The organism is Lentzea sp. NPDC037011 (assembly GCF_055607425.1).
In genome coordinates, this window is sequence record NZ_JBVJRT010000010.1 from 26859 (window position 1) to 46550 (window position 19692).

Sequence of the window (19692 nt, forward strand, 5' to 3'; positions counted from 1 at the left end):
GTTACCTCATTCCTCGCGCGTCCAGCTGCCCGAACGGGCCGTCCGCCGCGCGGAGCTCCGCCGCCCTCGCCCGGCCCCGGCCGCTTCTGGCCAGCGCGGCGAGCTCGCTGAACCGGTCGCTGTGAATCTTCGCGCGGTACCGCGCGTAGTCGGCGGCCGAGTCCTTCGTGACCATGAACGCCCAGTCGCTCGACAACGCCAGCAACGCCTCGCGCACCGCCTGGTCCAGCACCGGGTCCCTGGTGGTGCCGGAGAGGTCGAGCTCCAGCAGCTCCCGCTGCACCGCCGCGTTCAGCGACACGACGTCGGCGACCTGCGCGCCGTCCCAGACCCGCCAGTCCTTGCCGCTGCCCCACGAGGAGGCGGGCAGCTCGACCGGCGCGCCCACGTGGCCGGCCTCGACGGCGCCGCGCAGCGTCGTCACGCGCACACCGGCCTCCGGCAACGCGCGCAGCACGCCCTCCAGCCACATCGGACCCTCGTGCCACCAGTGCCCGTACAGCTCGGTGTCGTAGGCCGCCACGACCAGTCCGCCGTCGATCGCGCGCAACCGCCGCACGACCGTGCCGACGAAGTCCTCGACGTGCCGTTCGATCGCCTCGCGGGCGAGCAGCGGGTCGTAGGGCCGCTTGTCCTGCGGCGCCACGTTCTTGCCGGTCACCCGCGCCGGCTTCAGGCCGGTGGGGTGGTCGAAGGTGTGGAAGTCCCGGTAGGCCGCGTCACCCGGATAGCCGACCTTGGGCGACCAGACGCGGTAGGACACCTCCAGGTCGCGGCCGAACGCGAGCACGTCGGACGAGCCGACCGGGTGCGCGGTGGACGTGTCGCCGTGCAACGCGGGCCCGTCGACCAGGAACCGCCGCACGCCCGCCGCCGCGTACCCGGTCTCCATGCCCGGCGAGTAGCCGCACTCGGGCGCCCAGATGCCCTCCGGCGCGCGGCCGACCCGCAGTGCCGTGTCGTCCAGGCCGGTCCGCAGCGCGAACGCCCGCACCCGCGGGTCCAGCAGCGGCTGGAACGGGTGCGTGGCGGGTCCGCCGAGCAGCTCGACGGTCCGGGAGTCCACAAGGGACCGCAGGATCGGCGAGAACCCGTGCCGCCACCGGGTCTCGAACTGCTCCAGCGCCCGGGCCGAGGCGCGGTGCTCGTAGGCCGACAGCTCCGGCAGCCGCCGTCCGGCGTACTGGGAGCGCAGGTGCCAGTTGCCGAGCCAGTCGTGCGCGCCGCGCAGGCAGTACGGGTCGTCCAGCTGTGCGGCCAGCACCGGCGTGACGCCCAGGGTCAGCACGTCGTGGCGGCCCTCGTCGGCGAAGCGCCGCAGCATGTCCACGACGGGCAGGTACGAGTGCGCCCAGGCCTGGTAGAGCCACTCCTCGCCGACCGGCCACGCGCCGTGGTGGGCGAGCCAGGGCAGGTGGCTGTGCAGCACCAGGCAGAAGGTGCCCTCGTGCCCGCCCGTCACGCGCGCACCGCCACGGCCACCAGGTCGAGGCTGGTGTCCAGGTCCGCGGAGGTGATGTCGAAGTCGTCCACCGTCACCGACTCGACGGCCTCCTTGAGCTCGGCCGGCCAGGGCGCGCCGGACAGGGCGACCTCGACCTGTGCGTCGATGATCCGTCCACCGAGGAGCGAGTCGAGCCTCGGTCCGTGACGCAGCCCGCTCAGTTCGTCAACGGCGAAACCAGCCGCCCGCAGCATCTCGTCCAGTTCGGACGGAGCCAGTTCCCTGGTGTGGAACGGGTTCAGCGGCGTGTCCTGGCCGGGGGAGAACGTGAGCCGGTTCGGCGTGGTCACGATCAGCGTGCCGCCGGGCCGCAGCACGCGCCGGCACTCCGCGAGGAACTGCTCCTGGTCCCACAGGTGCTCGATCACCTGCAGGTTCGCCACCACGTCCACGGAGCCGGTGCGCAGCGGCAGCGTCGCCAGGTTGCCGCGCAGCACGTCGAGCCGCGGGTACGTGCGGGCGACGTGCCGCGAGGTCAGCTCGTCGTAGTCGAGCGCGACGACCCGCCGCGCGACCGTGCGGATCAGCTGGGCGCCGTAGCCCTCGCCGCAGCCGGCCTCCAGCACCACGGCGTCCGCGCAGTGGCCGATGAGGTGTAGATATGCGGCCTCGTGCCTGCGGAACCAGTAATTCTCTTCCGCGATGCCGGGTACCGTGCGTTCGCCGGTCAGGGGGAGGGTCACGCCCGCCAGGTTACTTGCCAGTAGTGACAGTCGGTACCGCGGAGCACCCGGTCACCTCCCCGCTGCACGGGCCTCCGCGGTGCCTGGACGAGCATCCCGGCGCGGTCAGAACGGCGAGACGGTGACCGCCAGCGCGCCGGGACCCACGTTCGCGCCGATCGCCGCGCTCACCTGGGTCAGCACGATGTCGCGGGCGTGCGGGATCCGCCTCTGCAGCATCTGCAGCAGCTCCTGACCCTCCTGCTCGGCGGCGAAGTGCTCCACCGCGAGGTCCACGTCGCGGCCGTGGGCCAGTGCCACGGCCTTGTCGGCGAGCTTGGACAGCGCCCGGTCGCGGCCGACGACCTTGCCGAACGGCTCCACCTCGCCGTTGACGACCGTCAGCAGCGGCTTGACCGAGAGCGCGTCGCCGAAGAGCTTCGCCGTCGCGCTCACCCGGCCGGCCTTGCGCAGGTAGTGCAGCGTGTCGACGTAGATCAGCACGTGCGCGTCGCGGCCGCGCTGCTCGGCGACGCTGCGGGCGTGCTGCACGTTGCCGCCGGTCTGAGCGATCCGCGCCGCCGCGAGCGCCGCGAAACCGAGGGTCATGCCCGACGAGTGCGAGTCCACGATGAACACCGGCACGCGCGACTTGGCCGCTGCCGCCTTCGCCGCGTCCGTCGCGGGGGAGAGCTTCGGGCTCACGTGGACCGACACGATCGTCTCCGCGCCCTTGGCCCACGCGTCCTGGTAGGCCCAGAAGAACGCGTCCGGCGCCGGCGGCTGGGTCGTGATCGGGATCTCCGCCTGCAACGCCTGCAGCAGGCGCTCGGTCGGCACGTACGCCTCGTCGATCAACTCCGATCCGATCTTCAGCTGCATCGGCACGGTGATGATGTTGAACCGGTCGGCCAGCCGGGCCGGGAGTGACGCGGTCGAGTCGGTGACGACGGCTACACGTGAGGACACGGGAAGGAAGGTTAACGAAGCGTGATCGCTTGAACCACTGGCGAAGGATGGCAATTCGTGTGACGTATGCCTGCATCGTCGCTTTCCGTACACGACGAACGCACGGAGTGAACACCACAGAAAGGGCGACCCGCTTACACAATCGGGTGACTGACGGCCTGGTGGAGTTGATCTAGGATCTCCGTGTTTGCCCTGCAAGGAACCGTGTTCCCGACCGCCGCCGGAGACCGTCCGGTCCTTTGTCGACACTGGTTGGAGGGTGGTCAACTCGGTACGCTCGCACAATCTTCCGCGGTGTGAGTGAGCAGGTGACCATGGGTGCAAAAGGGCACGAGATAGTTCCGCTGCACGCCGGTTTCGACGTTGTCCACCGAGGTTTTCACCGACGTCAGGTCATCGACCACATCGAGAATCTCGAGGAGCAGCTCCGCTTCACGAGCCTCGACCGGGCCGAAGCGCTGGCGCAGGCCGCCGATCTGCGCCGGCTCCTGGAGACGACGCGCCAGGACCTCGACGAGGCGCGCGCCAGGATCGAGCGGCTGGAGTCCACCCCCGGGTCGCACGCGAGCGCCACCGAACGGATGCACCGCATGCTCCGCCTCGCCGAGGACGAGGCGGCGGAGATGCACCTGCGGGCCGGCCGCGAGTGCGCCGACCTCCGCCTGCGCACCGAGGCCGAGTGCGCCGCGCTGGTCGCCGAGGCCGAGCGCGAGTCCGCCGCCCTGCGGGCCGAGGCCGAGTCCGAGCTGCGCGAGACCCGCCGCCAGTGCTCCTCCCGTGCCGCCGCCATGGACGAGCGCGAGGTCGAGCTGGAGCGCCGCTGCGCCGACCTGGAGGCCCAGCACCGGCAGCGCGCCGACCAGGTCGAGCGCGAGTGCGCCGAAGCTGTGGAGCAGGCCCAGTCCGACGCCGACCGGCTGCTGCGCGAGACCGCGCTGGCGTGCAGCTCGCTGGAGGCCGACGCCGAGCGCAAGCGCGAGAAGGCCCAGCGGTTCTTCGAGCTGACCACGACCCGGCGCCGCACCGAGGCCGCGCAGCACCTGGAGCAGCAGGAGGCGCTGGCCCGCGCCCGCGCCGGGTTCGTGGTGACGATGGCCTGCCGCGAGTCGAACCGCCGCCTCGCCGAGGTGGCGCGGGAGGTGGACGAGCTGCGCGAGCTGCGCCGCGTCGTGCACTCGCAGCTGTCGGCCGCCCGTGCCGCCCTGACCGCCGCCGCCGACCAGGTCGCGCCCGCGCTGATACCGGAGCAGGTGGCCGCCTCGTGAGGCAGTGGGTGCCGCTCGTGCTGGGGGCGGTGCTGGTGCCCGCCGCGGTCACGGCCGCCGGCTTCTCGGTCGCGGGCGAGGAGCTGACGACCGCGCTGTCGCCGTCCCCCGCCACACCGCCGCCACCCGCGGGGCCGGTGCCGCTCCCGGCCTTCCTGCCACCGCTGCGGATGGAGCGGCCCGCCCCGCTGCTCGTCCCGGCGGCCGTCGCGCAGCAGAACGTGCGGCGGGCATCGCCTGCGGTGCCGCGCACCGTCTCCGGTGGCGCCGTCACCCCCGTCGGACAGGCAGGAGCCTGAGGTGGCCGGTGCCGTCGAGATCGTGTTCGGGTTGTGCTTGCTGTCCTTCACCCTGGGGGCGGCGCTGATGTACGTCGTGACGCGCCGCCGCGAGGACGCCGAGGAGACGCGGCCGGGTCCGGCGGTCGACGCGCTCCCGGTCCCGCGGCGGACCGCGTCCGCTGACGAGGCGTGGGCGCCGCAGCCGATGCCGGACGCCGACTACGACACCCCGCCGATCCACCGCAACGCCGTGGTGGGCCTGCCGCGGGCGGAGCCGGAACCCGAGCCGGAGCCGGTGGTGGAAGCGGTGCCCGAACCCGGACCGGAACCCGTTGACGAGGAACCGGCCGAGGCCGTGTTGCCGCCCCCGCCAGGACCCCAGCCCGCCGAGCACACCACGTGGGCCGAGCGGGACGAGTTCCGGGAGCGCTACCTGCGGACGTTCGACGAGGTGCGGCGCAAGGCCGGCAGCAACTGAGCGGACGGCCGCGACCTCGTGGCAGATGTCGGAAACCCGCGGTAGATGTCGGAAAACTGCCGGACTCGCGCGGTCCCGGCTGCTATCACTTGATCATGACTTCCAGCTCCGACCGCACGCAGCTCTTCCACGCCCTGCACCGGCAGCCGCCCCTGGTGCTCCCCAACGCCTGGGACGTGGCCTCGGCGCTGATCGTCGAGGCCGCCGGCGCGCAGGCCGTCGCCACCACGAGCGCCGGTGTCGCGTGGAGCCTCGGCGCCCCCGACGGCGACCGGCTCGACCGCGACCTGGCGGTGGACCTCGTCGCGAGGATCGCGAAGGCCGTGTCCGTGCCGGTGACCGCGGACATCGAGGCCGGGTTCGGCGAGACCGCCGACGAGGTGCGCGCGACCCTCGCGGCGGTCGCCGCCGCCGGTGCGTCCGGTGTGAACGTCGAGGACGGGTACGGCAGCGCGCTCCGGTCCGTCGAGGAGCAGTCCGAACGACTGCGCGCGGCACGGGAGGGCGCACCGGAGCTCTACCTCAACGCCCGCATCGATGTCTTCCTGCGCGGTGTCGGCGACCCGGCTGACCGGCTCGGCGAGACCCTGCGGCGGGCGGAGGCGTACCTGGCGGCGGGCGCGAGCGGCATCTTCGTGCCGGGGGTGACCGACCTCGCCGACGTGGCGGAGCTGGCGAAGAACATCGCGGCACCGCTCAACGTCCTCGCGGGTCCCGGCGCGCCCGCCACGGCGGAGCTGGCACAGGCGGGCGCGGCCAGGATCAGCGTCGGCACCGCGCTCGCCTCCGCCGCCTACGCCGTGGCGAAGAAGGCGGCGGAGGAGCTGCTGAGCGCCGGCACGTACGACAGCACGAGGGACGGCTTGGGGTACGGGGAGCTGAACGAGCTGTTCTAGTACCTGTCAGCCGGTCTAGTACTTCTTCTTGCCGCCACTGCGGAACTTGCGCAGCAGCTGCTCCGCCTGCGCGCGGCGGCGGGGGTCGCGGGAGAGCTCACGTGCCTTGTCCTGCAGTCGACGCCCCGAAGGGCTGTGCAGGAACTTGGTGATCTTGTCCATGAACGCCATCGGGTCCTCCAGGTGTCCGTTACGTCCATTTCAACGCAACACGGGGCACCTGGAGTTCCCGGACGTCACACCGGCGAAACGGTGATGCCCAGCGCACCGGGGCCCACGTGGGCGCCGATGGCCGAGCTGACCTGCGTCAGCATGAACTGGCGGACGTTGGGCACACCGCGCCGCAGCTTGCCCAGCAGCCGCTGCGCCCTCTCCAGCGCGTCGAAGTGCTCGACCGCGATGTCGACCTGGTCGGTGCCCGCGCGCTTGATCGCGATGTCCAGCATCCGGTTCAGCGCGCGGTCGGCGCCGATCACCCGGTCCAGCGGGGTGATCTGGGCGTCGGACATGGTCAGCAGCGGCTTGAGCGACAGCGCGGAGCCCACGAGCGCCGCCGCGGCACCGATCTTGCCGCCGCGCCGCAGGTATTCGAGCGTGTCGACGTAGATGAGCTCGGTGGACCGGTCGTAGCGGCGCTGGGCCGTCTCGATCACGCGCTCGACGGTCCCGCCGGCCTCGGCCACCTTGGCGGCGGCCTGGACCGCGTAGCCGATGCTCATCCCGCAGGTGTGGGTGTCGACGACGTGCACGGGGACACGCGACTGCGCGGCGGCGGTGCGGGCGGCGTCCACGGTGGCGGAGAGCCGGCCGGAGACGTGCACCGACACGATGGCCTGGACGCCCTGGGCGGCGAGGTCTCCGTAGGTCCAGAAGAAGGCGCCCGGATCCGGCGGGATCGTCTCGACGGGCACGTTCGCGCGCATGGCCGACACGAGGTCGGGAACCGGGACGCGGGCCTCGTCGTCGGTGTGGTCGCCGATCCTGACCTGGATCTGCACGACCTCGATGCCGAGCTGGTCGGTCAGGTGAGCCGGGAGGCAGGCCGTGGAGTCGGTCACTACTACTACTCGCCGGTACATGTCCGCGCAGGTTACTCGCCCGAATGGGGTACGTCTCAATCGGTGGTGCGACCGGGTGAGAACCGTCACGCTAGCGGAGTGCTTGCTCCCGTTTGCACCGCTGCTACTGGCGGGTAACATCCGGGTGATGGCAGGGTCGTGAACACCCGGCGGCGCAGTTCTGAAGTCCTCTGCGCGTCGCCGCCCGTCCGCAGGAGGTCGAAGAGGACCTATGAACATTGTTGTCCTGGTCAAGCAGGTGCCTGACACCTGGTCCGAGCGCAAGCTCACCGACGCCGACCACACCCTTGACCGCGAGTCCGCGGATGCAGTGCTCGACGAGATCAACGAGCGCGCCGTCGAAGAGGCCCTGCAGCTGCAGGAGGCCCACGGCGGTGAGGTGACCGTGATCGCGATGGGTCCCGACCGCGCCACCGACGCCATCCGCAAGGCCCTCTCGATGGGTGCCGACAAGGCCATCCACGTGAACGACGAGGCGCTGCACGGCTCCGACTCGCTGGCCACCGCGAAGGTCCTCGCCAAGGCCATCGGCACCGTCGAGGGCGTGGACCTCGTCATCGCCGGCAACGAGGCGACCGACGGCCGCGCGGGCGCCGTCCCGGCCATCATCGCCGAGCTGCTGGGCCTGCCGCAGGTCACCCAGCTGCGCAAGGTCACCGTCGAGGGCACCACGATCAAGGGCGAGCGCGAGACCGACGAGGGCGTCGCGTTCCTCGAGGCGTCGCTGCCCGCCGTGATCTCGGTGACCGAGAAGATCAACGAGCCGCGCTACCCCTCCTTCAAGGGCATCATGGCCGCGAAGAAGAAGCCCGTCTCCACGGTCTCGATCGCGGACCTGGGCGTCGACGCGGCCGAGGTCGGCCTGTCCGGTGCGTGGACCCAGGTGCTCGAAGCGGCCCCGAAGCCGCCGCGCACCGCCGGTCAGCGCGTCGAGGACGGCGGCGACGGCGGCGCGAAGATCGCCGAGTACCTCGTCGGCCAGAAGCTCATCTGAGGGAGTGGAAACCATGTCTGAAGTACTGGTCCTGGTCGACCACGTCGACGGCGAGGTCAAGAAGGTCAGCTACGAGCTGCTCACGGCCGCCCGTCGCCTCGGCACCCCGTCCGCGGTCGTCGTCGGTGCCCCCGGCACCGCCGCCAAGGTCCGCGAGTCGCTCGGCAGGTACGGCGCGGCCAAGGTCTACGCCGTCGAGTCCGACGACGCCGTCAACTACCTGGTGACGCCGAAGGTCGACGCGCTCGCCGCCCTCGCCCCGAACGCCGCCGCGGTGCTCGTCTCCGCGACCGCAGAGGGCAAGGAGGTCGCGGGCCGCCTGGCCGTGCGCATCGGCTCCGGCTGGCTCGTCGACGTCGTGGACGTCGAGGCCGACGGCACCGGCGTGCAGTCCATCTTCGGTGGCGCGTTCGTCGTCAAGGCGAAGGTCAGCCAGGGCACCCCGGTCATCACGGTCCGCCCCGGCGGCGTCGACGCCGAGGAGTCCGCCGCGGACGCCGCGCTCGACGAGTCGGTCTCCGTGTCCGTGGACACCGCCAAGGCCGCCCGCGTCACCTCCCGCGAGGCCGTGGTCGGCGGCGACCGCCCCGAGCTCACCGAGGCCTCCGTGGTCGTCTCCGGTGGCCGCGGCGTCGGCTCCGCCGAGAAGTTCTCCGTCGTCGAGGAGCTCGCCGACTCGCTCGGTGCCGCCGTCGGTGCCTCGCGTGCCGCGGTCGACTCGGGCTACTACCCGCACCAGTTCCAGGTGGGCCAGACCGGCAAGACGGTCTCGCCGCAGCTGTACGTGGCGCTGGGCATCTCCGGTGCCATCCAGCACCGCGCGGGCATGCAGACCTCGAAGACGATCGTCGCGGTCAACAAGGACCCCGAGGCCCCGATCTTCGAGATCGCCGACTTCGGCGTGGTGGGCGACCTGTTCGCCGTCGCACCGCAGCTGACCGGTGAGGTCCAGAAGCGCAAGGGCTGAGCACGACCAGCTCACCGGAAGGGCCGTCCCGTGCGCGGGGCGGCCCTTCCGCGTGCGCGGGCACCACCGGCTCTTCACCCGACTGCCACTGACCGGTCATCGTTGTGCCCTGCTGTCATTCGCCAACGCGGGATCACCCTGGTGCGCATGACGCAGCCGGAACTGCTTGTCAGCACCCCCGCCCGACAGGGTGAGGACGTTCCCCGCTACTCCCTCCTCGTCGCCAGGGACGGCGCCGAGGTCGTCGCCGCGCAGAAACTGCGCCACGAGGTGTTCGCCGGTGAGATGGGCGCGACGCTGACCACGAGCGTGCCCGGCCACGACGTCGACGAGTTCGACCGGCACTGCGACCACCTGGTGGTGCGCGACGACCGCACCGGCCAGATCGTCGGCGGCTACCGGATGCTGCCGCCGGAGCGCGCCAGGGAGGCCGGGCGGCTCTACGCCGACACCGAGTTCGACCTCGCCAACCTCGACCACATCCGGCACACCACGGTCGAGACCGGCCGGTCGTGCGTGCACCCCGACCACCGCAACGGCGCCGTCGTGAGCCTCGTGTGGGCCGGCATCGCGCGCTACATGCTGCTGAGCGGCCACAAGTGGCTCGTCGGCTGCGCCAGCATCCCGTTGCAGGACGGCGGTGCTCTCGCGGCCGGGGTGTGGGACACCGTGCACGCCAAGCACTACGCGCCCGAGCAGTACCGCGTGACGCCGCACCGGCCGTGGGACGTCGACGCGGTCGAGCGGCCCGCCAGGACCGTGCTGCCGCCGCTGCTCAAGGGGTACCTGCGGCTCGGCGCCCGGATCTGCGGGCGGCCCGCGCTCGACGCCGACTTCGGGGTGGCCGACCTGTTCATCCTGCTCGGCATGGACCACGTGGACCAGCGGTACCTGAGGTTCTTCCTGGGGGAGACGTCGTGAGCCACGCCTGGATGCCCGCCTCGCCGTGCGGCGACGGGTGCGTCGGGTCGGCCCCGCGGACCGCGGGCGGGGTCAGGCAGCTCTGGCGTGCCGTCACGGCCCTGACGGCACTGCTGTGCGGCGTGGGGATCGTCCTCGCGTTGCTGCTGCCGCGCGCACAGCGGGAAACCGTGGTGCGGCTGTGGTTCCACGCCCTGCTGCGCGCGTTCGGCGTGCGCCTGGAGGTCCACGGCGCCCGCAGGTTCCAGGAGGTGCCGCAACGCGGTGTGCTCGTCGCCAGCAACCACGTGTCGTGGCTGGACGAGCTCGCGATCGACGCGGTGCAGCCCATCCGGATCGTCGCCAAGAAGGACATCAAGGGCTGGCCGGTGCTCGGCCGGATCATCACCGCGGCTGGCACCGTCTACCTCGACCGCGAACGGCTGCGCGAGCTGCCGCGGACCGTCGCCGAGCTGGCGGCGACCCTGCGCGCCGGGTCCGCCGTCGGCATCCACGCCGAGGGCACCACGTGGTGCGGGCTCGCCTCCGGGCGCTACCGGCCGGCGTTGTTCCAGGCCGCCCTGGACGCCGGTGTGCCGGTGCGGCCGATCGTGCTGCGCTACCGGGTCGACGGCCACGTGAGCACGCAGCCCGCGTTCATCGGCAGCGACACCCTGGTCGACTCGATCCGCCGGGTGCTGCGCGTGAGGGGCCTCACCGTCGAGGTGCACGTGCTCGACGAGATCGCCCCCGGCCGCGCGGAGAACCGCAGGCAGCTCGCAAAACTTGCACAAGAGCAATCAAATCGCTTGACCTCGACCGAACTGGAAGTTGCACGATCTACCGGTGACACTCACCGCGCCCCGGCCGTCTCGCCTCTGGTCGCCTGACCGCCGCTGGCCCACGACGGGCATCGTCCTGCTGGTCACGCTCCTCGCCTTCGAGGCGATGGGCGTCGGCACGGCGATGCCCACCATGGTCCGCGAGCTGCACGGCGAGGCGCTGTACGCGTGGCCGTTCCTCGCGAACCTCGCGGCGAGCGTCATGGCCACCGTCTTCTCCGGCCGCCTGTCGGACCGGCGCGGCCCCAAGCCCGCCGTGCTGATCGGCGTGAGCCTGTTCCTCGCCGGCCTGGTCGTCGCGGGCGTCGCGGAGAACATGACCGTGCTGCTGGCGGGCAGGGCCCTGCAGGGCCTCGGCGCCGGCTTCCTGATCGTCGCGATCTACGTCGTCATCGCGCTGGCCTACCCGGAGAGCGACCGGCCCGCGGTGTTCGGCGCGCTGTCGGCGGCCTGGGTGGTGCCGTCGCTCGTCGGACCCGCCGTCGCCGGGTGGGCGACCGAGCACCTGACCTGGCGGCTCGTGTTCCTCGCGATCGTCCCGCTCGTGCTCGTCGGCAGCGTGCTGCTGGTCCCGGTGCTCAGGAAGCTGCCACCGCACACCGCGACCCCGCCGGTGCGCCGGTTCCTGCCCGCCGCCGCGCTGGCCGCCGGTGCCGGGGTGGCGAGCCTGAGCTGGGCGTTGCAGCACCGCACGTGGTGGCTGCTCGCCGTCGCGCTGCTGCTCCTCACACCGGCGGTGCGCATCCTGCTGCCCAGGGGCACGCTGATCGCCCGCCGCGGCCTCCCCGTCACGATCCTCGCCCGCGGCCTGCTCGCCGGCACGTTCTTCGCGGTCGAGAGCTTCATCCCGCTCACGCTGACCGTCGTGCACGGCTACTCGCCGCTGGAGGCCGGCATCCCGCTCACGGTGAGCGCCCTCGGCTGGGCCGGCGCGTCGATGTGGGCGTCGCGGCACCCCGAGATCGAGCGCTACACCCTCGTGCGGACCGGGTTCCTGTTCACGGCGGCCGGCATGGCGGCCGTGACGCTCGTCGCACCCTCGTGGGGCCCGGCCTGGCTGACGTTCCTCCTGTGGGCCGTCGCGGGCGCCGGCATGGGCATGGCGACCTCCAGCGTCGGCGTGCTGATGATGGCCGCCTCACCCGAGCAGGACCGGGGCTTCAACTCGGCTGCCCTGCAGATCTCCGACATGCTGGGCTCCGCGACCATGATCGGACTCGGCGGTGTGCTGGTGCTGGCGACCGCCCCCACGGCGGGCGTGGTGGTGCTGAACCTGTCGATGGCGGCGTTGGCCGTGGTGGGAGCGGTTCTGACCGGGCCCCGCATGCGGGCTACGCTGGAGCCCTGATGGCTTATCTCGACCACGCTGCCACGACCCCGATGCACCCCGAGGCGGTCGCGGCCATGACCGAGGCGTTGTCCACCACGGGCAACGCCTCGTCGCTGCACACCTCCGGCCGGCGGGCGCGGCGTGCGGTCGAGGAGGCGCGGGAGAACATCGCCGACGCCCTCGGCGCCCGGCCGTCCGAGGTGCTGTTCACCGGCGGCGGCACCGAAAGCGACAACCTCGCGGTCAAGGGCGTCTACTGGGCCCGCGAAGGCAAGCGCCGCGTGCTCGCCTCGGCCGTGGAGCACCACGCGGTCCTCGACGCCGTCGAGTGGCTGGAGCAGCAGGGCGCCGAGGTCACCTGGCTGCCGGCCGACCGGTTCGGCCGGGTGTCCGCCGAGTCGGTGCGCGAGGCGCTGGACGACGACGTGGCGCTCGTCACGACCATGTGGGCGAACAACGAGGTCGGCACCATCAACCCGGTGCACGACATCGCGGCGTTGTGCGCCGAGCGCGGTGTGCCGTTCCACACGGACGCCGTGCAGGCCGTGGGCGCGGTGCCGGTGCACTTCGCCGCGTCCGGCGCGTCCGCGCTGACCATGACCGGCCACAAGGTCGGCGGCCCCTACGGCGTCGGCGTGCTGCTGCTCGCGCGTGACGTGAAGTGCACGCCCCTGCTGCACGGCGGCGGCCAGGAACGCGACGTCCGCTCCGGCACCCTGGACGTGCCGTCGATCGTCGGCCTCGCCCGCGCCGTCCGCATCGCCGTGGAGGAGCAGGAACAGCGCGCCGCCGAACTGGTCGCGTTGCGCGAGGAGCTGATCGCCTCGGTGCGCGCGGTGGTGCCGGACGTGGTCGTCAACGGCGACCCGGTCGACCGGCTGCCCGGCAACGCACACCTGACGTTCCCCGGCTGCGAGGGCGACAGCCTGCTGATGCTGCTCGACGCACGCGGCGTCGAGTGCTCCACTGGCTCCGCCTGCACCGCGGGCGTCGCGCAACCGTCGCACGTGCTGCTGGCGATGGGCGTCGAACCCGCGCCGGCACGCGGATCTTTGAGGTTCTCCCTCGGGCACACCTCGACGCGTGCCGATGTCGAGGAGTTGGCGGGCGTGATCGGTCCCGTGGTCGAGCGCGCGCGCACGGCAGGTCTGGCAGGCATGAGGCGTTCCCGGAAGGTGGTCAAGCAGTGAAGGTCCTCGCGGCGATGAGCGGCGGTGTCGACTCCGCGGTGGCGGCGGCCCGCGCCGTTGAAGCGGGACACGACGTGACGGGCGTGCACCTGGCCCTGTCCGCCAAGCCCGGCACCCTCCGCACCGGCGCCCGCGGCTGCTGCACCGTCGAGGACGCCCACGACGCCCGCCGCGCCGCCGACCTGATGGGCATCCCGTTCTACGTCTGGGACTTCGCCGAGCGCTTCACCGAGGACGTCGTCGAGGACTTCGTCGCCGAGTACGCCGCCGGCCGCACCCCGAACCCGTGCCTGCGCTGCAACGAGCGCATCAAGTTCGAGGCGTTGCTGGACAAGGCCATCGCCCTCGGCTTCGACGCGGTCTGCACCGGCCACTACGCCCGCCTGCAGGTGGTCGGCGGCCGCCCCGAGCTCCGCCGCGCGGCCGACCTCGGCAAGGACCAGTCGTACGTGCTGGCCTCCCTGACCGCCGACCAGCTCGCCCACGCCATGTTCCCCCTGGGCGACACGACGAAGGACGACGTGCGCACCGAAGCCGCAGCGCGCGGCCTGTCGGTCGCGAAGAAGCCCGACTCGCACGACATCTGCTTCATCCCGGACGGCGACACCCAGAAGTTCCTCGCCTCCCGCATGGAGACCAAGCCCGGCCTGCTGATCGACGACGCGACCGGCGCCGTGCTCGGCCGGCACGCGGGCGTGCACGAGTTCACCATCGGCCAGCGCAAGGGCCTGGGCATCGACGGCCCCGCCCCCGACGGCCGGCCCCGCTACGTGCTGGCCCTGGAGCCCGTCTCCGGCAACGTCCGGGTCGGCTCGGTGGAGAAGCTGGCGGTCACGGGCATCTCGGCTTCCTCGCCGATCACGCACGTCGACCTGGACGGTCCCGTGGAGTGCGTCGCCCAGGTGCGCGCGCACGGCGGTACCTCGTCCGCCGTGGCCGAGGTGGTCGGCGGCGTGTTGCGGGTGCAGCTGCGGGAGCCGTTGAAGGGTGTGGCGCCGGGGCAGGCGGTGGCGATCTACCGGCCCGATGCCGGCGGTGACGTGGTGCTGGCCAGTGCGACGATCGACGCGACCAGCTGATTCGCTGGCCTGTCGGTGTTGGGGTGTCGCCCGGTCGGGTGATGTGTGTCCGGAAACGCTCGTTCGCTCGCCCCGTGGGGGAAGAGGAACGCGGGGCGGCACGGCGGTCGCGGTGGTTCCGGGGTGTGCGGGCTCGTGGGGTCAGGACTGGTGGTGGGCCGCGACAGTCCGACGATCAGGTCAGTGGCGGCGGTCCGGTGAGACCGGCCCGTGGCGACTGGCCCGGTAATAGCTGGCCTGGCGCATGGGATCGCCCCAGCGGTGACCGCCCCAGCGGTGACCGCCCCAGCGGTGACCGCCCTGGCGGTGACCGCCCTGGCGGTGGTCGGCCCTGGTAGTCGGCCTGCGCGGTGGTCACCTGGCTGACCACCGACCCGCCCGCGCTCAGCTCACCTGCGCTCGGCCAGCCGCGTTCGCCCGCTGGCGCTCAGCCCGTCCTCGCTCAGCCACCCGCGCTCAGCCCAGCCGCGCTCGGCCAGCGGCGACCAGCCCGCCCGCGCTCAGCCCGGCAACCACTCCGAGTTCGCTCCACACAGGAGCACACACGGAAGCTCCCCAGGAACCTCCCCCTTGAGGAACCCCGCAAACGCCACCGCCCCAGCCGGCTCCACCGCCAACCGGAACTCCTCCCACAGCCGATCCCGCGCAGCCAGCAGCTCCGCGTCGGACACGAGCACCGACGTGACGTTGTGGCGCTGCAACACCTCCAGCGGCACCGTGCCCACCTGCGTCGCCCCGAGTGCCGACGCCGCAACGGAGTCCACCGGACCGTCCACGGGCTCACCGGCTTCGAGGCCGCGGTGCACGGCGCAGCAGCCGGACGGCTCGACGTTCACGATCAAGCGACCGCCAGAGGCCAGTGCGGCGCCGGCGATCAGGCCGCCGCCGCCCGAGGCGATCGCGATCGTGTCCACCTCGGGCACGTCCTCGACGATCTCGCGGGTCACCGTGGACTGTCCCTCGATGACGACCGGGTCGTTGTAGGCCTCGACGTAGAGCGGGCCGAGGTCGCGGGCTGCGGCTGCGGCCTCGGCGTAGGTGGTGCCGTGGCGGATCAGCTTGGCGCCCAACGCCTCGATGCGGCGGGTCTTCGCCTCGGGGGCGGTCATCGGCACGAAGACGGTGGCGTGCATGCCGAGCAGGTGCGCGGCCTGGGCGACGGCGATGCCGTGGTTGCCGCCGGAGGCGGTGACGACCTCGTCCACGCCGGACAGGGTGAGGAGCTTGTTGACCGCGCCGCGGACCTTGAACGAACCGGTGAGCTGGAGGTGCTCCAGCTTGAACACCACCGGGCGACCGTCCACAGCGGTGCGCAGGACCGGGGTGCGGCGCACGTGGTCAGAAAGCGTTCTCATGTGACCAGCTTCCACAAGAACTGCGCCAGAGTCACGATTCCCAGCAGGAAACACACGATGACGAACGTCCCACCGGCCATCACGAGCAGGCAGGCGCCCCAGGACGTCTCCTCCCGCGGGGTCGCGTCGAGCTCGTGCTGCAGCTCGACGCGCGCCTCCAGGTACAGCGACGCGAGGCGGGTGCGAGCGGCCTCGGTCGGGGCCTCCTCCACACGGCCGGCCCAGTTCAGCGCGACGAGGCGGACCTGCGCGCGGCGGTAGGCGCGTTCGAACGCCAGGGTTTCCTCGGGGTCGCGGTCGTCGGAGAGGTACGTCCAGCGACCGGCCTGCGCGGGCTGGCCGAGCACGCGGTACGCCTCGGCGAGGCGGTCGCGCAGGTCGAGCCGGTGGGGGTAGGTGCCGACGAGTCCCGCGAGGCGTTGACGTGCGCGGAGCACGTTCGCGAGGTCGCCGCGCCGCAGCTCCTCGGCCGCTTTGTTGAGCGTCAGCTCTACCGGCATGCCGAGTAGTTTCGCAGGCGCGGCTAGCTTTGACCCGTGTTCGTCCTGTCGCTCGTGGTGTCCGGCCTCGCGTGGTGGCTCGGCCTCTACCTGCTCGCCCGCGATCCCGCCAAGCCCGTGCTGTGGTGGTCCGGCGCCGGTCTCGTCGGATGTGCGGCACTCGTCGTCATGCCTCATCCTGTGCTGTTGGGCGTGCCCGCACTCGCGTGGACTGGGGCGATCCTGGTGCTGGCACGGCCGGAGCTCGTCCGCTGGTGGATCTTCGCGGTGGTGCCGGTCTTCGCCGCGGCGCTGTGGCTGCCGTGGGTCGTGCTGCTCCCGCTGGCCGCGGCGACTGCGCTGGCGGCGGGGAAGCGTGCCTATTTTTCACTCGTTGGGGTGATGTTCGCGCTCTCAGCGGCGGCGTTCCTGCTCGACTGGGTACCCACCGCGGTCGCGTTGCCGGCGATCGGACTCGACGTGCTGCTGTTCGGCGTGCTCGTCGCCGTCACGGACGCGGTCGAGGAAGGGCAGGCGATCCGCGCCGACATGCTGCGCTCGCTGGTGATCTCCGGTTTCACCGCCGTCCTGTTCGGTTCGCAGGTGCTGCTCTTCGACGGCCCGCAGCTCCTCGCCTGCACGACGGTCGCCGCCGCCATCGCGGTCCAGGTGCTGGCGAACCCGCTCGCCGCCGCCGTCGACCGCCTCGCCGTGCCCGCCGTCGCCGCCGAACGCGCCGAACTCCGCGACGCGGCCGAGGCGCTGCCCAGGCAACGCCCGCTGGTGACCGAGGACGAGGCCGAGTTCGCGCGGCTGACCCGCAGGGCGCTCAGCCATTACGGCGACCTCGGAAAGCTCGTCGCGAGCCCGTTGATCGCGCTGACCGAGGAAGCACCGCCGCTCGACCGCGCGGCACAGCTGAAATCCATGTTGCTGACGAGCATCCAACGGCTCAAGCCCGCGGACGGCGATTTCGGCACGAGCGACGAATGGCGTTATTACAACGCCCTGTACTTCTACTACGTCAAGGGAATCCGGCCGTACTCGGTCCGCACCAAGCGCGAGGACCTCGACGCCGAGGACCGCCGCGCGCTGCAGTGGTTCGTGACACAGGTGCCCGAGCGCACCCTCCACAACTGGCAGAACGCGGCCGCCCGGCTGGTCGCGGCGGACCTGGTGGCAGGAGTCGGCAGCGCTTGACGTGGTCCTGGCAGTGATCACCGGGCCACGGTCGGGCCATGTTGAAATTCGCCTTGAAACTCGACGGTGTCGCTTCGTTCGGCCTGGGCCTGCTGACCCTCCTGATCCGCCCGGAGGTGGGAATGCCGGTGGGCTGGCAGATCGGGCTCGGTGCTTTCTGCGTCGTTTACGGCGCGGGCGTGTTCTTCCTCGGAACGCGCGCCGTCCCGGACCGCCGGATCGTGCTGCTGGTCATCATCGGAAACGCGGTGTGGGCGCTCGACAGCATTCTCACCGCGGAGCTGGAGTGGTTCCCGCTGACCGGTCTCGGCGTCGCGCTGGTGCTCGCCCAGGGCCTCGCGGTGCTCGGGTTCGCGGTGCTGCAGCTCATCGGTCTGCGGCGCGCAACGTCCGGGACCGGCCCCGGAACTCAGCCACGACCTCGGACCCTCGCCTGACCGTGATGTCGTAGATCCCGCTGCGGCCGAACCGGGTCCGTTCCACCGCCTCCGCCACGAGCTCGTCGCCCGCGTGCACCGGCCGGATGAAGTCGATCTCGGCCGTGGCGGCGACGGTGACGGACCCGGCCCTGTTGCAGGCGCACGCGAACGCCGAGTCGGCCAGCAGGAAGACGTAACCGCCGTGCGCGATGCCGTGCCCGTTCAGCATCAGCTCGGTCACCGTCATCCGCAGCACCGCGTACCCGTCGCGCAGCTCGACCGGCGTGATGCCCAGGGCGGTGGAGGCCTTGTCCGCGGCCAGCATCTCAGCAGGACCATTCATTCGTGGCAGCGTAATCACCCTGGCGGTGGTGTCACCCCGCGTCGACCCGGCCTTACTGTCCGAATGCTTGATCGCTCAAAACGGAGGTGGTCATCATGGGTGGATGCTCTTGCTGCGGCGGGTGCACGGGTCCGGGCTGCGGGTGCTGCAGCAGCTGTTAGGAGGCTCGGACAGGACGAACGAGGGCCGGCGCGGTGAACTCCGCGCCGGCCCTCGCCGTCGCCGGATGGGGAGTGGTGCGGGAACGCGGGGCGCGTCGCGCTCCCACACCACGTGCGGGGAGGTGCTCGCACGCTCGGCACCTGCTCAATCACGGTAAGTGGCCTAGACCATGGCGTCAATGGGTCTAGACCTCTTCTGTCCGCAGGACAGTGGAACAATCTGCCGGTGCGCGGAGCAACTGGAATCGGATCGCTGCCCGGAACCGACATCGACGAGGCGGCGCGGGTGGTCGTCGGCGAGCTGCCGGAACTGCCGCACGTGCCGGAGCTGCCTGCGCGGGGAGTGGGCGCGGACGTGATCGGCCGCACCGCCGGCCTGCTCGTCGACCTCGCGATCGAGGTGATCACGTCCGGCTACCGGGTGACGCCGCGGCCCGGCCGTGACCACCGCCGTGCCGTCGACCTGCTGCGCGGTGACCTGGACGCGTTCGACGAGGCGCTGGAACGCGCGGGTGCGAGCCCGGACACGGTCAAGGTGCAGGCGGCGGGGCCGTGGACGCTGATGTCGAACATCGAGCTGATGCGCGGGCATCGGGTGCTCACGGACCGCGGCGCCGTGAAGGAGTTCGCCGAGTCGCTGGCGGAAGGCCTGCGTCGGCACGCGGCCGAGGTCGCCAGGCGCACCGGTGCGAAGGTCGTGGTGCAGCTCGACGAACCCGGCCTGCCCGCCGTGCTGGAGGGGCTGCTGCCGACCCCGTCGAAGCTCGGGACGGTGCCCGCGGTGCCCGGTCCGGACGCGCGCGCGGTGCTCGCCACCGTCATCGAGGCGCTCGACGGCCACGAGGTGCTCGTCCACTGCTGTGCGCCGCAGCCGCCGCTGACGCTGCTGCGGGAGGCGGGCGCGGCGGCCATCGCGTTCGACCTGACCCTGGTCAAGGGTGCCGCGGCGCTCGACGAGATCGGCGAGACCTGGGAGGCGGGCACGACGCTCGCGCTCGGGCTGGTGCCGAGCACCGACCCCGGCACGCCGGTGACGTTGAAGGACGTCGGACAGCGGGCGTTCACGCTGGCCGACCGGCTGGGCTTCCCGCGGTCGGTCCTCGCGGAGAAGGCGCTGCCGACGCCGACGTGCGGCCTGGCCGGTGCCACGTCCGGGTGGGTCAAGCGCTCGCTCGCCCTGACGCGGGACCTCTCCTCGGCGTTCGTGGAGCCACCTGAGGGCTGGTGATGTCCGGTTTGTGGAGCTAGTCTGCTGCGAACTATTAGGAAACTTTCTTAACCGTAGGCCACCGCCGGGCC

At 71.9% G+C, this 19692-nt stretch carries 22 protein-coding genes; 14 read left to right on the top strand and 8 right to left on the bottom strand.

Annotated features, from left to right (window positions below):
* Window position 1: 1 nt before the first annotated feature.
* The 3 genes from ACZ7CH_RS28510 to ACZ7CH_RS28520 form a co-directional block, all read right to left on the bottom strand.
* A complete protein-coding gene (locus ACZ7CH_RS28510; RefSeq protein ID WP_470375376.1) occupies window positions 2-1462 on the bottom strand; it encodes a 1,4-alpha-glucan branching protein domain-containing protein in 1461 nt (486 codons plus the stop codon).
* Window positions 1459-2187 (bottom strand): class I SAM-dependent methyltransferase, encoded by a 729-nt coding sequence (locus tag ACZ7CH_RS28515; protein WP_470375377.1) that lies wholly within the window; start codon window positions 2185-2187, stop codon window positions 1459-1461. Before ACZ7CH_RS28515 ends, ACZ7CH_RS28510 begins: the two co-directional genes overlap by 4 nt.
* Before the next feature lie 105 nt (window positions 2188-2292).
* On the bottom strand, window positions 2293-3135 hold the full coding sequence (locus ACZ7CH_RS28520; RefSeq protein WP_360391372.1) for a DegV family protein: 843 nt from the start codon (window positions 3133-3135) through the stop codon (window positions 2293-2295).
* Window positions 3136-3449: 314 nt separating this feature from the next.
* Here ACZ7CH_RS28520 and ACZ7CH_RS28525 point away from each other — a divergent pair, with 314 nt between their 5' ends.
* The 4 genes from ACZ7CH_RS28525 (at window position 3450) to ACZ7CH_RS28540 (ending at window position 6055) form a co-directional block, all read left to right on the top strand.
* A complete protein-coding gene (locus tag ACZ7CH_RS28525) occupies window positions 3450-4400 on the top strand; it encodes a hypothetical protein (protein ID WP_470375378.1) in 951 nt (316 codons plus the stop codon).
* Window positions 4397-4699, top strand: a complete 303-nt coding sequence (locus tag ACZ7CH_RS28530; RefSeq protein WP_470375379.1) for a hypothetical protein — start codon at window positions 4397-4399, stop codon at window positions 4697-4699. Before ACZ7CH_RS28525 ends, ACZ7CH_RS28530 begins: the two co-directional genes overlap by 4 nt.
* A gap of 1 nt (window position 4700) precedes the next feature.
* Window positions 4701-5159, top strand: a complete 459-nt coding sequence (locus ACZ7CH_RS28535; RefSeq protein ID WP_470375380.1) for a hypothetical protein — start codon at window positions 4701-4703, stop codon at window positions 5157-5159.
* Window positions 5160-5254: 95 nt separating this feature from the next.
* The gene (locus ACZ7CH_RS28540; protein WP_470375381.1) at window positions 5255-6055 is read left to right on the top strand and encodes an isocitrate lyase/PEP mutase family protein; all 801 of its coding nucleotides are present in this window, start codon (window positions 5255-5257) and stop codon (window positions 6053-6055) included.
* Window positions 6056-6070: 15 nt separating this feature from the next.
* Here ACZ7CH_RS28540 and ACZ7CH_RS28545 read toward each other — a convergent pair whose 3' ends face one another.
* Together ACZ7CH_RS28545 and ACZ7CH_RS28550 are read right to left on the bottom strand one after the other, a co-directional pair.
* Entirely contained in the window at window positions 6071-6226 is a 156-nt protein-coding gene (locus ACZ7CH_RS28545; protein ID WP_360391359.1) for a hypothetical protein, read from the bottom strand.
* A 65-nt stretch (window positions 6227-6291) separates the two neighbouring features.
* Window positions 6292-7134, bottom strand: coding sequence for a DegV family protein (locus ACZ7CH_RS28550; RefSeq protein ID WP_360391356.1), 843 nt, complete (start codon window positions 7132-7134; stop codon window positions 6292-6294).
* Between the two features lie 211 nt (window positions 7135-7345).
* Here ACZ7CH_RS28550 and ACZ7CH_RS28555 point away from each other — a divergent pair, with 211 nt between their 5' ends.
* The 7 genes from ACZ7CH_RS28555 to mnmA all read left to right on the top strand — a co-directional run bounded on the left by ACZ7CH_RS28555 (window position 7346) and on the right by mnmA (window position 14436).
* Window positions 7346-8128, top strand: a complete 783-nt coding sequence (locus tag ACZ7CH_RS28555) for an electron transfer flavoprotein subunit beta/FixA family protein (RefSeq protein ID WP_360391353.1) — start codon at window positions 7346-7348, stop codon at window positions 8126-8128.
* 13 nt (window positions 8129-8141) lie between these two features.
* Complete coding sequence (locus ACZ7CH_RS28560; protein ID WP_458430546.1) at window positions 8142-9095, top strand: electron transfer flavoprotein subunit alpha/FixB family protein; 954 nt, start codon at window positions 8142-8144, stop codon at window positions 9093-9095.
* Between the two features lie 147 nt (window positions 9096-9242).
* Window positions 9243-10016, top strand: a complete 774-nt coding sequence (locus ACZ7CH_RS28565; protein ID WP_360391346.1) for a GNAT family N-acetyltransferase — start codon at window positions 9243-9245, stop codon at window positions 10014-10016.
* Window positions 10013-10885, top strand: a complete 873-nt coding sequence (locus tag ACZ7CH_RS28570) for a lysophospholipid acyltransferase family protein (protein WP_470370827.1) — start codon at window positions 10013-10015, stop codon at window positions 10883-10885. The genes ACZ7CH_RS28565 and ACZ7CH_RS28570 overlap by 4 nt, the downstream gene beginning before the upstream one ends.
* Window positions 10842-12185 (top strand): MFS transporter, encoded by a 1344-nt coding sequence (locus ACZ7CH_RS28575; RefSeq protein ID WP_470375382.1) that lies wholly within the window; start codon window positions 10842-10844, stop codon window positions 12183-12185. Before ACZ7CH_RS28570 ends, ACZ7CH_RS28575 begins: the two co-directional genes overlap by 44 nt.
* A complete protein-coding gene (locus ACZ7CH_RS28580) occupies window positions 12185-13357 on the top strand; it encodes a cysteine desulfurase family protein (RefSeq protein ID WP_470370826.1) in 1173 nt (390 codons plus the stop codon). The genes ACZ7CH_RS28575 and ACZ7CH_RS28580 overlap by 1 nt, the downstream gene beginning before the upstream one ends.
* Window positions 13354-14436, top strand: a complete 1083-nt coding sequence (gene mnmA / locus ACZ7CH_RS28585) for a tRNA 2-thiouridine(34) synthase MnmA (RefSeq protein ID WP_458430549.1) — start codon at window positions 13354-13356, stop codon at window positions 14434-14436. The genes ACZ7CH_RS28580 and mnmA overlap by 4 nt, the downstream gene beginning before the upstream one ends.
* Window positions 14437-14936: 500 nt before the next feature.
* Here the strand turns inward: mnmA and ACZ7CH_RS28590 are convergent, their stop codons facing one another.
* Together ACZ7CH_RS28590 and ACZ7CH_RS28595 are read right to left on the bottom strand one after the other, a co-directional pair.
* On the bottom strand, window positions 14937-15791 hold the full coding sequence (locus ACZ7CH_RS28590) for a serine/threonine dehydratase (RefSeq protein ID WP_360391333.1): 855 nt from the start codon (window positions 15789-15791) through the stop codon (window positions 14937-14939).
* Complete coding sequence (locus tag ACZ7CH_RS28595; RefSeq protein WP_360391330.1) at window positions 15788-16291, bottom strand: DUF6584 family protein; 504 nt, start codon at window positions 16289-16291, stop codon at window positions 15788-15790. The genes ACZ7CH_RS28590 and ACZ7CH_RS28595 overlap by 4 nt, the downstream gene beginning before the upstream one ends.
* Window positions 16292-16327: 36 nt before the next feature.
* On the opposite strand from ACZ7CH_RS28595, the gene ACZ7CH_RS28600 reads away from it, so the two are divergent.
* Both ACZ7CH_RS28600 and ACZ7CH_RS28605 read left to right on the top strand, forming a co-directional pair.
* On the top strand, window positions 16328-17470 hold the full coding sequence (locus ACZ7CH_RS28600; protein WP_470375383.1) for a hypothetical protein: 1143 nt from the start codon (window positions 16328-16330) through the stop codon (window positions 17468-17470).
* Window positions 17471-17508: 38 nt separating this feature from the next.
* Complete coding sequence (locus ACZ7CH_RS28605) at window positions 17509-17907, top strand: hypothetical protein (RefSeq protein WP_470370823.1); 399 nt, start codon at window positions 17509-17511, stop codon at window positions 17905-17907.
* On the opposite strand, the gene paaI is transcribed toward ACZ7CH_RS28605, so the two are convergent.
* Complete coding sequence (gene paaI / locus ACZ7CH_RS28610) at window positions 17837-18232, bottom strand: hydroxyphenylacetyl-CoA thioesterase PaaI (protein ID WP_360391321.1); 396 nt, start codon at window positions 18230-18232, stop codon at window positions 17837-17839. The two genes, ACZ7CH_RS28605 and paaI, sit on opposite strands and share 71 nt — an antisense overlap.
* Before the next feature lie 381 nt (window positions 18233-18613).
* On the opposite strand from paaI, the gene ACZ7CH_RS28615 reads away from it, so the two are divergent.
* Window positions 18614-19621 carry a methionine synthase gene (locus ACZ7CH_RS28615; protein WP_470375499.1) on the top strand — a complete coding sequence of 336 codons (1008 nt, stop codon included), beginning with the start codon at window positions 18614-18616 and terminating at the stop codon, window positions 19619-19621.
* Window positions 19622-19692: the final 71 nt, after the last annotated feature.